This is a genomic window from Raoultibacter timonensis (genome assembly GCF_022845715.1).
Lineage (GTDB): Bacteria > Actinomycetota > Coriobacteriia > Coriobacteriales > Eggerthellaceae > Raoultibacter > Raoultibacter timonensis.
Window position 1 is genome coordinate 1049831 of sequence record NZ_AP025564.1, and the last position, 13775, is coordinate 1063605.

A 13775-nucleotide genomic window follows, 5' to 3' on the forward strand; every position below is an offset into this window, starting at 1 on the left:
GCCTTATCGATCGGGTGAGGGAATCGGATGGTGCTGCTTGATGCTCTCGCTCATCATGCGGGCGAACCGCGCTTTGTCGTCCACGGCGATGCCGATCGCCTCGATCTCTCGAGCGCCTCCGAAAGAGGTTTCGACCGTAACGGGCTCGTCGAACACGAGCCACCCGCTCGCGGTGCCCATCATGCCGAGGTTGACGATCCGCTTCTTGTCGGCCTTCGGCGCCTTCTCCTCATACGCTGCGACTCGCTCCAGCGGAATGTCGGCGGAAAAGCGCATGCCCGAACGGATCTCGAGCACGCTTCCCTTGAAGGCGATCGGCCGGAGCACCGATGCGCGGCAATCGGCTACGAGCCAGAGCGTTGCATAGAGCGAGCCTGCGGTGAGCACCCATGCTGCGACGTCGCTCCATTGCGAAACGAGCAGATGGACGACCAGCGTTTCAACGGGTATCACGAGCATCATGCCCGCGATGAAAGCCGCATACCCCGAATCCCTGTGGTATGTAAACGCGCCGTCCTGCGATGCGGGAGCGCGCCGTTTCCAGGAGAAGAGGGCAAAGCAGAGCATCGCGAACTCGTTGGCCGCGAGTCGCGAAGCCTTTGCGTTGTTCGTCATCTGCATAAACGGTGCGAAAAACCAAGCGAGGGCGTCGTCCGTCTTGCGCCGCGCCGCGCGAAACGCACGGGCGAAGCGCGCGATCTCGCGGGCGGCGATAGCGACTTCGACGACGAGGGCGCCGAAGCCGAGGACGGCCAGTACCGCGGTGTCAGAGCCCTGGGCGAAGAAGGAGGCGAGCGCACCGCCTGCCCACATGACAGGGAGCGCGAACAACGGCGAAAGAGCGTACCTTCTGATAACGAGAAGGTAGAAGAGGGCTGGGAGAACGATCATGCAGTCGATCGGAAACGCATAGGCGGCGAGCATCGCCCTCGTCGGTGCAGTCGGCGCTGCTTGGATGGCGAGGATTCCCGCGAGATAGAGCAGGGCGAGGCCCGCGACAGCTGCGGCGGTGAAGAACGTTTTTTTCGATACGGTTACCTTCATGGTGCCTCCGGTTCTCTCTGCGCGTTGGCGCGACGGGGCTTGTTCGGGGTGTTCGGGGCGGATGTACCGATTGCCCGAGCGGACCCGGTGCCTTCCGGCTTCGGGGCGAGTTCGCTCTCTTCGAGCTTGCGCATGCTCTTCGCGAACAGCGCGGCCACGGTGATGGCGAACCATGCTGCCACGAGCACCCACGAGGCGATTTCAAGCCCGATGCCCGTTACGAGCACCGAAGTGGCGAACAGCGCTGCGGGCGCAGCGACGAGCAAAAGCGAGTTCTGCGTGCCGAGCGCGCTGCCGCGCCGCGCTTCGGGGATGCGGTCGAACATGAAAAACCCGAGCAGCGCCGAGGCGGGACCTGCGGTGAGTCCAAGCGCGAATGCGCCGGCAAGCATGACGGGGTAGCGTGGGAGCGATCCCATGATCGCAAGGCCTATGGCCATTCCGATCAGCGAGAAGGAGTACCAAGCCCTTCTGCTGAGCTTGTGGGTGAACGCGGCGTAAACGAGCGACCCGATGAGCAGCCCGCACGACATGGCGGAAAGGGTATAGCCGAGCAGTTCGGGCGCGTTCGCCTCGGTGAAAAACACGGGGAGCACGAGCCCTTGGTAGCTTCCCATAACCATGACGATGCCGAAGGTCATGAGCGTGGCGGCACGGAGGACCGGATCGTTCTTGAACAGCACGCGCGCGCCGTCAAGCGCCGATGCCCAAGCGGTTTTGGCAAGCGAGCCGAAACGCGCGGCGGTCGAGGAATGGCCATGCACCACGACAGTGGCAACCGAGGCGGTTTTTCCTGCGGCTTCTACGGGAGCCGCAGAACCGGAGCCGATCGCACCGATCGAACGCGGGAGCGTTGCGGTTACGGCAGATGCCGAAAGGGAGAGCGCCGCGGTAATCCACAGGCACGGCACGCTGCCGACGATGCCCATGAGGAAGGCTGCGAGCGCGGGGCCGACGATCGTGACGATGGAGTCGAGCGATTGGGATATGCCGAGGAAACGCTGCAGGCTCACGCCGTCACGCTCGACGACGGTGGGCAGCATGGCGTCGCGCGCGGTCATGCCGGGGATGTCTCCGACGGCACCGAGCACGCCGAAGAGCGCGAACCATCCGAAACTCAAGCCCACCGTCATATCGACGATGGGCAGCGCGGCTACGCACAGCGCCGAAACGATATCGGAGAAGATCGAGACGTTGCGGCGGTTGAGGCGGTCGAGCACGGCTCCGCCGAGTACGCCTGCGAGCACCTGAGGCACGGCGCAGATGATGGCGAGCGTACCCGCTGCGAGCGGGTCGCCGGTGGTGGCGAGCAGGATGAGGGGGAGCGCGATTCCCGCAACCGAGTTGCCGAGCAGCGAAAGCGCGCTCGCGGTGAGGAATCGGACGGTCGTGGTCTTTCCGGGCATGATGCTTCCTTTCTTCTCAAAAAGGAGTAAAAACCCTGACGTTACGTCCGGGTCAAGAGGCATCGCGAAAATGTGCAGGCTCCGTGAACCGCGCGGACATTGAATGGCGATGGCGGTGCGATGGCGTTCGGTTTGCCGGGCGGGTGGCGGCAGGCGCTTCGCCGGGGCCGCGTTGCCGCTTTGCGGCTGGTCGCCTACTGAGGCCGACCAGCCTGTTCCCGCTTGCCGAGCACGAGCTTTTCGATACGCGCGATCGTGCGATCGCTCACCTCCTGCTGCGCGGGGTTGAGGGATTGGGCCTGGTACTGCCTCAGGAGAGCTTCGCTTTGCAGCCCTGCTTCCGTCGGCTCCTCGTCCCAGTTGGCCGGATCGAAGCAATCCAGGAGGGGTTCCATGACTTCGATGATCCTCTCGACGACAGCGGACTTGTCCTTTTCGGTTGCATCGGGCGGCAGATCCATGATCCAGCCGTTGATCTTCACGTAATCGTCGATGAGGCCGCGTTCGACGAGGGCGCGATACACCCTCTCGGTTTCGTCGAGGTCGTTTTCGCTCAGCACCGCTCCTGCGAGCAGCATGACGTCCCGCTCGCTGTTGAGGGCGTCCTCGGGCAGGCCGTGGTTCTTGAGCATGTCGACGATGGCGGCAAGCCGCACGGGGATATCGGCATCGAGCTCCTTCGCCCGGACAAACGCAAGCGTGCGCCGCTTCTGCTCGAGTCGTTCGATCTGGTCTACCAGGCTACGATCGAGCTCGTCGAGCAGATCGGTCGCTTTCGAACGGTCGTCGGAGTCGAGGGTCGCAAGCATGCCGCCGATATCATCGAGGGAGAAGCCGAGCGCGGCGAGGTGCTTGATGCGCAGCAGGCGCAAAAGGTCGTCAAGCGTGTACTCGCAGTACCCGTTATCGCTGCGGTTCGGCTCGGGCAAAAGCCCGATCGAGCGGTAATGGCGCAGCGTGCGCACCGTAACTCCTGCAAGTCGTGCGATCTCTCCGCTGCGCATGGTCGGTTCCTCTCGCTCGGTGCGGCTTGGTCGTCTCGTTTCGGCTAGCGGGGCGTGCGCACCATTGCACGTTCGTACACATCGAATGCCGGATCGGTGAAACGGTGCACCGTTTCGAATCCGAAATGACCGTACAGGCTCTCGAGCCGATCGGTGTAGCATTCGAGGTAGCAGTTGATGCCGCAGCTGTCGGCGAACTCGAGAAACGGCGTCATGAGCCTGCGGAAAGCTCCCGAGCCGCGCATGTCGGGATTGACGCCGATCGAGAAGAAGTGGATGAAGTCATCGCCGTCGGCTTCGGGAACCATCCATTTGAAGTTCGAGATGCCCCCCATCTCTTCTGCGCGCTTGAAAAGCGCCGCCTTCTCGTCATCCGTCAGGGTGGCTTCTGCCATCAGCTCGGTCGCCTCGTCCTCGAGGTCGCTCCAGATGCGCCCGTCAAGGTCGCTGGAAAGATATGCTCCGGCACCCGCGGCAAAGTCGGGAAGCGTGTAGCAGCACTGATGGCGCGTACCCACCATGAAATCGTACTTCATAATCGCACGGGATATCTCGAGCTTGCGCTCGTCGGTTGTGCCGAGGCAGTCGAGCGATTCGAGCCAGGCTTCGGTCCAGAGTTCCTCCATGAAGCTTTTACCCATCATATGGGCGAGCTTCTCGATGGTGTCGGTCTGGTCGGGTTTGACGGTAACGAGTCCTGGCAACTGCATAACGCTGATCCTTCTTTCGTGACGTTCGTATCAATCAACTGCCGATTCTGCCACACCTTGGCAGGCACGTCGAGTTCGCGGCGCGCTAATGCAGAAAGCCCGCATGTGCGTAAGCAAACAGGGGCGCAACAGAATCGTCCGAAAAGGTCGTTTCGGGGGAGAATAGGCGGCAAACATCGGAAGGCGATGCCGTCGAGAGCCGGTGAAGACGCCGTCGGCTGCGTGACGGTGGAACGAGACCGGCAAGCGATGCGAGGGAGAGCTGCCATGAGAACGATCTACGAGAGCGAATCGACTCCGAAGCGGGACGGATACCGTATGCCGGGCGAATTCGAGCCCCAGACGAGAATATGGATGCTCTGGCCCCATCGCACCGACAACTGGCGCGACGGGGCGAAGCCCGCTCAGAGAACCTTCGCCGACGTGGCGCGCGCCATCGCGCGGTTCGAACCGGTCACCGTGTGCGCGAAACCCGACGATTACGCAGCCGCACGGCGTACGCTTTCCGACGAGGAGCGAATCCTCGTTGTCGAAATGGAGTCGGACGACGCATGGATGCGCGATTGCGGCCCGACGTTCGTCGGCAACGACCAGGGCGACGTGCGCGCGGTGCACTGGCATTTCAACGCGTGGGGCGGCCTTGTCGACGGAATGTACTTCCCCTGGGACAAGGATGCCCTCGTGGGCGTGAAGGTGGCCGATTTGGCGGGCGCGGTGCGCTACCGTCCCGATTCGTTCGTTCTCGAGGGCGGTTCCATCCACGTCGACGGCGAGGGTACGGTGCTCACAACCGAGATGTGCCTGCTTTCCGAGGGTCGCAATCCCGAGCTTTCGAGGAGCGAGATCGAAGAGAAGCTGTGCGAGTACCTGGGTGCCGAAAAGGTGATCTGGATACGAGACGGCATCGACCCGAACGAGACGAACGGCCATATCGACGATGTGGCCTGCTTCGTGGCTCCGGGCGAGGTGGCGTGCATCTGGACCGAGGACGAAACCGACCCGTTCTACGAGGCGAGCCAGGCTGCGTATCGGGAGCTTTCCGAGGCGGTCGATGCGCGGGGCCGCTCGCTTAAAGTACATAAGCTCTGCCTGCCCAAGAAGCCCGTTTACATGACCGGGGAGCAGGTGGCCTCCATCGACCTTGTCGACGAGACCGTCGAGCGAACCACCGACGAGCCCTGCATCGCTTCGTATATGAACTTCCTCATCGTGAACGGGGCTGTGATCGTGCCGCAGTACCGCGACGAAAACGATGCGCTGGCGCTTGAGCAGATCCAAGCGATGTTTCCCGAGCGCGAGGTCGTAGGCGTCGATACCGTCGAAGTGGTGTACGGCGGCGGGAACATCCACTGCATCACCCAACATCAGCCGAGCGGCATCGGGCGATAGGGTGCATGGAAGCCGCTCGATACGAGCCGCCCCGCCAGCGCGTCGCCCCGCCGGGAGCGTCTTTGCCGCTACGCGACAGGTTCGATCTTCGCGCGGATCCCCCCGCGCAGATTGGGCAGCCCCTGTACGGGGTCGAGGTTCCACGGCTCGCCGCTGAACAGCATGCCGTCGTTGTGAAGGCACGCCTTGCTTAGGCCGTTTGCGAGCCCTTGGGCGGCTTCGGGTTTCCACCAGCCGTGCGGCACGCGCATCGTGCTTTCGGGTTGACGCGCATCCGCCTTGACCACAAGCTCGATCGATCCGTGCGGGGTGCTGACGAGAGCCCACTGCCCGTCGCGCACGCCGTAGCGTTCGGCGTCTTGGGGATTGAGATACGCTTCGGGCTCCGGTCCCCGTGCGCGCAGCGTCGGCATCTGATGGTGGTTGGTGTTGTAGGAGAACACGTCGCGCGCTCCCGCGAAGATGACAAGCGGGTAGTCCGCCGCATCGACGTTCGGCTCGCCGGGGTCGACGTACGAGGGGAGCGGATCGCAGCCGAGCGCTTCGAGCACGGAGCTTCTGAGCTCGACCTTTCCCGACGGCGTGAGAAACGCGCCCGGAGCTACGGGCCTGGCGGGTATGGCGGGCTGTTCGCGAACGCCGTCCCAGGTTTTTCCCAGGGGTGCGAGACGCCAGTCGTACAGCTCGTAGCGGGAAGCCCAGGGAAAGACGTCGCCGAGGCCCATGCGGTCGGCCAGGCCCTTGACGACGAAGTACCAATCCTTGCATTCGCCTGCGGGCTCGCAGAACGCTTCGCAGAACGTACTTGCCGGTGCAACATCCGATGTCGGCCCCATGATGTCGCGCTCCATCCAAGCGTCTCCCGGCAGCACGTAGTCGGCCAGCTGGGCGGTCGGCGTCATCCAGTGATCGTACGCGACGACGAGGTCCTGTGCCATGAGCCCGTTGATGATGCTCTGTTGGTCGGCGTAGCTCATCACGGTGTTGTTCGCTACCGAGAAGAATGCTTTGACGGGATAGGGGTTTTCGGTTTGCATGGCCGTGAACAGGCTGTTCGGATGAGCGGTACAGCTGCAGCCCATGATGTCGGGCGTGTAATCGATCCCCGCTTTGCGGCTCGCATCGTCAAAGAGCGCCATGCCCTCGAAGCTCATGAGGGGGTATGCTCCAGATCCGATCTGCTTGGCTCGCTGCTCTTGCGACAGCGCAGGGTAGTCAGCGAGCTGCGTAGTGGTGAGGGCCCCTTTGGCCGGGCCTCCGACGAATTCCGACACGTTTACGAAGCCGCAGATGGCGCGCAGGATGCATTGGGCGTGGAGCACGGAGGTCGAGTTGCGCTGCATGTCGCCCACGACGCCCCACGGGATGATGGCGGCTTTGGCGTTCGCGTACATACGCGCGGTCCTGCGGATGGCATCGGCGTCGATGCCGCAGATCGAAGCAACGCTTTCAGGAGCGTAGGCCTGCACCCGTTCGGCGAGATCCGCAAACCCCACGGTCGATGCTTCTACGAACGCGTGGTCGTACAAATCCTCTTCGATGATGACGTTGATCCATGCGAGCAGCAGCGCCGCATCGGTTCCGTATCGGATGCGAAGGTGCTCGCAGGCGAGCAGCGCCGTATCGGTTTCTCGCGGGTCGACCTCGATGAGCTTTGCCCCGCGCGCGAGTGCGGCTTTGAGTTTGAGGTATTCCACGGGCCAGAGCTCGGGCCCGCGGTTTTGCCCGAAGTAGACGATGAGATCGGTTTCGTCCCAGTTCGAGCTCGTGTACCATCCGTACACCGCCCGATGCACTTGAGCGGTGTTGCCCATGCACAGAAGCGTGGGCGCGATGTAGTTCGGCGATCCCAGGTGGTTCATAAAGCGACGGGTGATGCCTCCGAATCCGGTGTTCAGGGGCATCTCCGAAACCGCAAGCGCTTCGGGCCCGTAGGTGTCGATGATCGCGGACAGGCGATCTGCTATCTCGTCGAGCGCCTGATCCCATTCGATTTCCTGCCAAACGGGATTCGAGCGTTCCCCGATGTTCTTACGCGGCTTCACCACGCGATCGGGATGGCTGCGGTACTCGCGCCACAGATGCGCCTTCGAGCAGATGGCGGGCAGGTTCGGGTTAAGCGGAGAAACGGTGACCTCGCCATCGTTTCGAATGGCGACGGGACAGTATCCGTCGCAGAGCACGCACGTGCTGTGCCTGGATTCCCCCGGTTCGATTTCAGTCATGAGAATCCCCTTTCCCGCACTGCTCGTCCTGTGAATATAGTACCTTTTTCCTTGCGCGCCGAACAGGCTTTCGAGAAAAGGGTTTCGGGATAGACGTATCGGGCGCTGCGAGGTGCTTCGGCGGGTGCGCTGTCGGCTGCGCTCGCAGCCGCAAGAAAACTATGAGAAAATGCAAAAAACTTCTTGACCCTCCTCTAAGAGGAGACGGTTGAATGCGATGTGGAAGGAGGTGCGAACATGTTCTACATTGGGAGTTTCTCGAAGATGGGCAAGACGACGGTGAAGACGCTGCACTACTACGACAGGATCGGTCTTCTCCGCCCCGAAGAGGTCGATCGGGCAACGGGATACCGCCTCTACACGACGCGTCAGCTGGTCGAACTGCATCGCATACAGGCGCTGCGCCAAGCCGGTCTTTCGATCGACGAGGTCGTCCGAGTATTCGACGGCGCCGACATACGCACGGTGCTCGAGCAGCGTCAGGCCGAAGTGGCCCGGGAACTCCGCGAGCGCGAAGGGCAGCTCGCACGCATCGCATTCATCTTGGACAACGAAGAGAAGGAGTTTTTCATGGACTATCAGGTGACGATCAAGGATATTCCCAGCTACATCGTGTACACCAAAGAGCTGACCGTGCCGGACTACACGGCGTACTTCGAGGTCATCCCCGCGATCGGCCGAGCGGTCAAGGCGGCCAATCCCGATCTTACGTGCGCCGAGCCCGAGTACTGCTTCATCACGTATCTTGACGGGGAGTACAAGGAGAAGGACATCAACATCCAGTACAACGAGGCCGTCACGGAATTCGGCAACGAGGTAGACGGCATTTACTTCCGTGAGACCAACCCGGTCACCGTGGCGTCGGTCATGCACAAAGGATCGTACGCCGACGTGCCGCAGGCGTATGCGTTCGTGATGGATTGGGTGGAAAGCAACGGCTACCGTGTGACGGAGAGCCCGCGTGAAAGCTACATCGACGGCATATGGAACCAGGCCGACGAGGCCGATTGGCTCACTGAGATCCAGGTTCCCATCGAACAGGCGTAAATCGTTTTCCAATCGGCGTCGATGCCCCGAGGGGTGCCGGCGCCGATTTCGGGTATGATTGACGGTGATGGGAAAACAACGTGGTGGGAGGAAACCGGTGCCAGATTTCGTTCGCGTGATCATCGTTATCGCGATTCTCGGCGTGCTTGCCGTGCTCGTGTACAAAGGCAAACTCGGAGCGGCCAAGGGAAGCGAATCCCAGGCGAAAGACGGCGTGGTCGACGAGAAGCGCGCCAAGAAATACGGTCCGGTCGACAAGGCCTACCTGCTTGCCTCCGACGGCAAGAACATGGTGACGTTCGAGGTCCATTACCAATCGGGAAAGAGCGCCACGGAAATCGTAAAGGTTTACACGCCGCGCTACGAAACGCTCAAAGAGAGCGAGCCGCAACGCGAAAGCCTTCGCACGAAGCGGGGCAATATCATCGAGATCACGTACGAAGACGGCCGCGTCGTCGACTGCAAATGCTCGTGGATGAGCTTTGAGGCCACGCAGCTCCGCCAGGAAATGTTCTCCAAGAAGCCGTCTGCCGAGTAGCGCTTAACCGCCGCGTTTCGGGCGGCAAAGGCGTGCACCTATCAGGTTCTTTCGCCCGCTGAATGTACGAGGTCGATGATCTCTTGTTTTGAGTGGGCTCCCGTTTTGCGGTAGATAGAGGCTATATGCGTCTTGACGGTGTTCGTCGAAATGTAGAGCAGTTCCGAAATCTTCTGCGTGCTGTATCCGAGCGCGAGGTATTCGAGCACATCGTGCTCTCGATCGGTGAATCCGTACCTTGCGGAAACCAGCTCGACCGCAGCGCGTGATTCCCGTTCCCCGTCAGCCTCCCTTCGATCCCGTTCGTCACTTGCGAAGAACATCGCGCTCCCGCGGGTGTAGAACAAAAGAAACAGCGACCAGCAGACGACCAGCAGAAACCCGATGATGGCGATGTAGAACACGAGTTTGCTGCCAATCTGGGGGTAGGCGTAGGAAAGGCCCATTTGAAACAGTTTCGAGACGATCGAGGGAACGAGCAGTACCAGTACGAACGTCGGAGCTGCTTTCATGCCGTTGCGGTAGACGATCATTGCGACAGTGAAGAAGACGACGATCTTGATGATCCTTCGAAGCATTTTCGTTAGGTCGTACGAGTAGGCGCTTCCTGACGATATCGATACGGAAACCATGAAGAACACGAGAAACGACAGGATAACCGAAGCGACGAGTATGTTGATGAACATGCCGTCCCAGAATCGTGCGCTTGAGTCGGAGCATGCGAGAATCGCAAGCAATACGAGAATGGCTACGAAGAGCAGTGCGAAGCAGTAAGGATTCTCGTCGGAAATCGGTACGTAGCCAGGGGCTATGAACTCGACATAGGCCATAAGGTGCACGAGAAACGAGAACGCCGCCAACATGAAGAGGCAGAGCCTTACGGGTTTCGCAGCGTGGCCGCTTTCGATGGGAGGCGAACCCGGCCGATCGAATACGCTTTTTATCATGGCGAGCGATACGCCTGAGATGAGGGGCGAAAGAATGACGACGACCTGGCCGTACGCCGAAGACCGTGCGGTGCTCGGCACGATAAGGAAGCTCACGGCGATTGCAACAAGGGAAACGGCGAGAACGTTGAATAGTCCGTATTCGAACACAAGATCGCGCAGGCGAACAGACCACAGGATAAATACGATGCTGAACGAGACCGCGTATACAATGCCGTAGAGCGTGGCGATCGGCGTGGATAGCGGCGCCGATCCGTTGGACGAGATCGCCAAAAGCCCGAGCGCGCATGTTCCGAGCACGCCGGCCGCTAGAGGGATCGCCTGAAGTGTGCGTATGCGTTCGAGCATCTTGTCGCGAACGGCGATCACGCAGGAGGCTGTGCAAATGACGAGCAGGGCAACCGCGTATGCGAAGAATCCCCCCTGATCGGTCGAGTAGGAATATGCGGCTTCTCCGAAGAACACCTTCTCGAGAGCCATCCAGATAAACATCCATCCAACGAAAAGAACGATCCCGTTTTTGGTGCGAAGCATCGAGAGTACGTGCAACGAAGTCCACCTCCATCCCTTGATCCCTGCGGACGATTATACCTATTAGGTCGAATCTCTCAGGTGTTTTTTGCTCGCATAGTGCGATCTCGTTAGTTTTGGGTGAGGTGAACCACCCCTTGCGAACGAGCGGAAAAAGACGAATCACCTCTCTCGGCGGAAGAGTGCAGAGCCGCGAGCTCCTAGGATGGACGACGTTGGATGCGGATGCGAATCAGACGCATCCGACGATGGAAACCTACAAGGCATAAGGGAGGATAATCATGGAACAGGTAAGCAGGCACTCGTTTATCAAGGGAGCTGCAGTCGTGGGGCTGGCTGGAGGTCTTGCGGGACTAGCGGGGTGCAGCCAAGCTCAGGGAAGTCCGAGCGGAGGATCGGCTGCGTTCATGCCTGGTAAGTATGCGGCTGAGGTTATGGGGCATAACGCGCCCTTTACGGTGGAGGTGACGTTCAACGAGTACGCGATCGTCGATATCGATACGAGCAGCAGCCTGGAATCGCCGGGAGTTGGCCTTTATGCGATGGACAGGATCGCGGAGCAGATCATATCGACCCAATCGTTCGACGTCGACACGGTTGCCGGCGCTACGCTTTCGAGCATGGCGCTCATCCAAGGGGTGCAGGATTGCATCGGGCAAGCGGGTGGCGGAGAGCTTTCGGCTGTTGTCGATTCAGGCGAAGCGGCGGAAACGGAGTATACCGCAGATGTATGCGTGGTCGGTGGTGGCGGTGGCGGCTGCGTGGCTGCGATTCGTGCGGCGCAAGCCGGTGCCAAGGTGGTCGTGATGGAAAAATGCGGCATTCTCGGCGGGTCCACGAACGTGTCGGGCGGGGCCCTCAATGCAGTTGATCCGTATCGGCAAGAAAAACAAGGGATCGAGGATTCGGTCGAGAAATTCTACCAGTCGACTCTCGAAGGCGGCCACAACATCGGCGACCCCGTGCTCGTCGATTTCCTTACAGCTCATGCCATGGAGTCGGTGGAGTGGCTTGAGGAGATAGGCTGCGCATTCAAGATGAAGGTGGGTTCTGCGACGGGTTCTCTTGGCGAGCGCAGCCACTATACGGTAAAGCCCGCAGGTAGCGGCTACACGGATGCGTTCCGCGATTGGATTGCAAACAACCCTGACAAAATAATCGTCGTGGCGGGCACGCAGGCAACGGAACTCATCACGGGATCCGACGGAAGCGTGACCGGCGTGAGGGGCCGGCGCGAAGACGGCGAGGAAATCGCGGTTACAGCAAAGTCGGTCGTTCTTGCGACGGGTGGCTTCGGGTCGAATGTCGAGTACCGCCAGCAAGTCAACACCGGTGTGTGGGCTGAGGTGCCGCTTGACGAAACGATCGGTTGCACCAACATCAAACCCTGCGCCCAAGGCGATGGCCTGAAGCTCGCCGAATCGGTCGGTGCCGAACTCATCGGGCTTTCCGATATCCAGCTCCATCCGTGCGGAACGCCGGGTACGGGCTTGATGCAGCACATCAGAACGTCGGGTCGCAACCGCGTGTTCGTGAACGAGGAAGGCGCTCGGTTCGTAAGCGAAGGCGCGGCGCGCGATACGCTGTGCAAGGCGATATTCGACCAGACTAATTCGACGTACTGGATCGTCGTTAACAAGGTGCGCTACCCCTCGTTGACCGAGCCTGATAAGGATGGAGAGAGGCTTAAGGACATGATCGCCCTCGGATCGGTGATCGCCGCCGACACGCTCGAAGAACTCGCGTCGGCGACGGGCATGGACGAGGCGAAGCTCAAGGACTCGATCGATACTTACAACGCCGTTGTGGCGGGCGAAATGGAAGATCCGTTCGGTTTCGAGGCCAACAACAGCGCTGATGTTCAGTTAACCGAGGGACCGTGGTATGCATGCAAGAAGGTTCCGACCGTTCATCACACCATGGGGGGCATCAGGATCGACGTGGATTCCCAGGTGCTCGATGCCTCGGGCAGCCCCATCGCCAACCTCTATGCGGTGGGCGAGTGCACGGGCGGAATTCATGGTTCGAACCGTCTGGGCGGCAACGCCATCGCCGACATCATGACGTTCGGACGAAACGCCGGTCTTCATGCTGCCGAGAATGCGGGGGCAGCAGTCGAGTAGTATCTTGGCATAAGGGGCTTGGGTTGGTTCTCGATGATCTTTCCCCTAGTTTCCTATCCGCAACGATAAAACCGGATTCGCTTCGCACGAATCCGGTTTTTGCGCGTTTCGATATCGCGGTGCTTTTTCGCGCCAAGGCTGCGCGATCGTTCAAGTCGCTCTAGCCCCGCGCGCTCTGCCTCACCTGGAAGTACACCACGACGAGGCAGAGGGTGATGTAGACGAGCCAGAAGAGCGCGAACGCGATGATCGGATCCGCCACAAGCGGGTACGGCGCCGTGGTGCCGGTGAACAGCACGTTGTAGGCGAACGAGAGCGGGATGAACGCGATGAGCCACACGTTGACGATCCAGAAGGTACGCTGCGCGCTGGTCTTCGAGCGCGGATCCGAATTGATCATGCCGACCCCGAACACCATGCATCCGAGCGCTATGAACACGAGTCCGACGACGAGTGCCATGGGTAGCTGCTGCTCGTACCACAGCGCTGCCGCTATGACGACGCCTACGAAGTCGAGCACCGTGCCTACGATGACGAAGATGCGTGCATCGGGGCGCCTGGCCTCGTCTGCATGCGGGTTCTCGATTCCCTTGAGCAGGTAGTCGGTCGTCACATCGAAGTAGGTGCTCATGATGATGACCTTGTCGATGTCGGGGATGCTCTGCTCGCTCTCCCATTTCGATACCGCTTGGCGCGACACGCCGATCTTGTCGGCGAGTTCTTCCTGCGACACGCCCTTCACCTTCCTCAAGTGCTGTATGCGGTCGGCTATGTTCATGGCAACCCTTTCTCTCTGCGGATTTATCATAGT

11 protein-coding genes are annotated in these 13775 nt (G+C 60.6%); 4 read left to right on the forward strand and 7 right to left on the reverse strand.

Annotation, left to right across the window (positions count from 1 at the left end; translation table 11 throughout):
• Nucleotides 1-3: 3 nt before the first annotated feature.
• From MWL89_RS04145 to MWL89_RS04160, 4 genes are all read right to left on the reverse strand, one after another.
• Nucleotides 4-1044 carry a hypothetical protein gene (locus MWL89_RS04145; protein ID WP_244411871.1) on the reverse strand — a complete coding sequence of 347 codons (1041 nt, stop codon included), beginning with the start codon at nt 1042-1044 and terminating at the stop codon, nt 4-6.
• Entirely contained in the window at nt 1041-2450 is a 1410-nt protein-coding gene (locus MWL89_RS04150; protein ID WP_244411872.1) for an MFS transporter, read from the reverse strand. The genes MWL89_RS04145 and MWL89_RS04150 overlap by 4 nt, the downstream gene beginning before the upstream one ends.
• Before the next feature lie 194 nt (nt 2451-2644).
• Entirely contained in the window at nt 2645-3454 is an 810-nt protein-coding gene (locus MWL89_RS04155) for a helix-turn-helix domain-containing protein (protein WP_244411873.1), read from the reverse strand.
• A 44-nt stretch (nt 3455-3498) separates the two neighbouring features.
• Nucleotides 3499-4164, reverse strand: coding sequence for a GNAT family N-acetyltransferase (locus MWL89_RS04160; RefSeq protein WP_244411874.1), 666 nt, complete (start codon nt 4162-4164; stop codon nt 3499-3501).
• Nucleotides 4165-4431: 267 nt separating this feature from the next.
• Between MWL89_RS04160 and aguA the strand changes: the two genes are divergently transcribed.
• Nucleotides 4432-5553: an agmatine deiminase gene (gene aguA, locus MWL89_RS04165; protein WP_244411875.1), complete on the forward strand. Its 1122-nt coding sequence runs from the start codon at nt 4432-4434 to the stop codon at nt 5551-5553.
• Between the two features lie 68 nt (nt 5554-5621).
• On the opposite strand, the gene MWL89_RS04170 is transcribed toward aguA, so the two are convergent.
• On the reverse strand, nt 5622-7778 hold the full coding sequence (locus MWL89_RS04170; RefSeq protein ID WP_244411876.1) for a molybdopterin-containing oxidoreductase family protein: 2157 nt from the start codon (nt 7776-7778) through the stop codon (nt 5622-5624).
• 237 nt (nt 7779-8015) lie between these two features.
• Between MWL89_RS04170 and MWL89_RS04175 the strand changes: the two genes are divergently transcribed.
• Both MWL89_RS04175 and MWL89_RS04180 read left to right on the forward strand, forming a co-directional pair.
• On the forward strand, nt 8016-8825 hold the full coding sequence (locus tag MWL89_RS04175; protein ID WP_102378858.1) for a MerR family transcriptional regulator: 810 nt from the start codon (nt 8016-8018) through the stop codon (nt 8823-8825).
• Between the two features lie 97 nt (nt 8826-8922).
• The gene (locus MWL89_RS04180; RefSeq protein WP_102378857.1) at nt 8923-9363 is read left to right on the forward strand and encodes a hypothetical protein; all 441 of its coding nucleotides are present in this window, start codon (nt 8923-8925) and stop codon (nt 9361-9363) included.
• Nucleotides 9364-9404: 41 nt separating this feature from the next.
• Here MWL89_RS04180 and MWL89_RS04185 read toward each other — a convergent pair whose 3' ends face one another.
• Nucleotides 9405-10790: a helix-turn-helix transcriptional regulator gene (locus tag MWL89_RS04185; RefSeq protein WP_180995102.1), complete on the reverse strand. Its 1386-nt coding sequence runs from the start codon at nt 10788-10790 to the stop codon at nt 9405-9407.
• Nucleotides 10791-11122: 332 nt separating this feature from the next.
• On the opposite strand from MWL89_RS04185, the gene MWL89_RS04190 reads away from it, so the two are divergent.
• A complete protein-coding gene (locus MWL89_RS04190; RefSeq protein WP_244411877.1) occupies nt 11123-12964 on the forward strand; it encodes a flavocytochrome c in 1842 nt (613 codons plus the stop codon).
• A 160-nt stretch (nt 12965-13124) separates the two neighbouring features.
• Here MWL89_RS04190 and MWL89_RS04195 read toward each other — a convergent pair whose 3' ends face one another.
• Nucleotides 13125-13742 (reverse strand): helix-turn-helix domain-containing protein, encoded by a 618-nt coding sequence (locus MWL89_RS04195; RefSeq protein WP_102378854.1) that lies wholly within the window; start codon nt 13740-13742, stop codon nt 13125-13127.
• Between the last annotated feature and the right edge of the window lie 33 nt (nt 13743-13775).

What these genes read in the sequence shown, in the direction of transcription:
- MWL89_RS04190 (WP_244411877.1), top strand. Translation starts at nt 11,123, where the DNA reads ATGGAACAGGTAAGCAGGCACTCGTTTATCAAGGGAGCTGCAGTCGTG.
- MWL89_RS04175 (WP_102378858.1), top strand. Translation starts at nt 8,016, where the DNA reads ATGTTCTACATTGGGAGTTTCTCGAAGATGGGCAAGACGACGGTGAAG.
- MWL89_RS04170 (WP_244411876.1), bottom strand. Translation starts at nt 7,778, where the DNA reads ATGACTGAAATCGAACCGGGGGAATCCAGGCACAGCACGTGCGTGCTC.
- MWL89_RS04195 (WP_102378854.1), bottom strand. Translation starts at nt 13,742, where the DNA reads ATGAACATAGCCGACCGCATACAGCACTTGAGGAAGGTGAAGGGCGTG.
- MWL89_RS04145 (WP_244411871.1), bottom strand. Translation starts at nt 1,044, where the DNA reads ATGAAGGTAACCGTATCGAAAAAAACGTTCTTCACCGCCGCAGCTGTC.
- MWL89_RS04155 (WP_244411873.1), bottom strand. Translation starts at nt 3,454, where the DNA reads ATGCGCAGCGGAGAGATCGCACGACTTGCAGGAGTTACGGTGCGCACG.
- MWL89_RS04150 (WP_244411872.1), bottom strand. Translation starts at nt 2,450, where the DNA reads ATGCCCGGAAAGACCACGACCGTCCGATTCCTCACCGCGAGCGCGCTT.
- aguA (WP_244411875.1), top strand. Translation starts at nt 4,432, where the DNA reads ATGAGAACGATCTACGAGAGCGAATCGACTCCGAAGCGGGACGGATAC.
- MWL89_RS04160 (WP_244411874.1), bottom strand. Translation starts at nt 4,164, where the DNA reads ATGCAGTTGCCAGGACTCGTTACCGTCAAACCCGACCAGACCGACACC.
- MWL89_RS04185 (WP_180995102.1), bottom strand. Translation starts at nt 10,790, where the DNA reads ATGGCTCTCGAGAAGGTGTTCTTCGGAGAAGCCGCATATTCCTACTCG.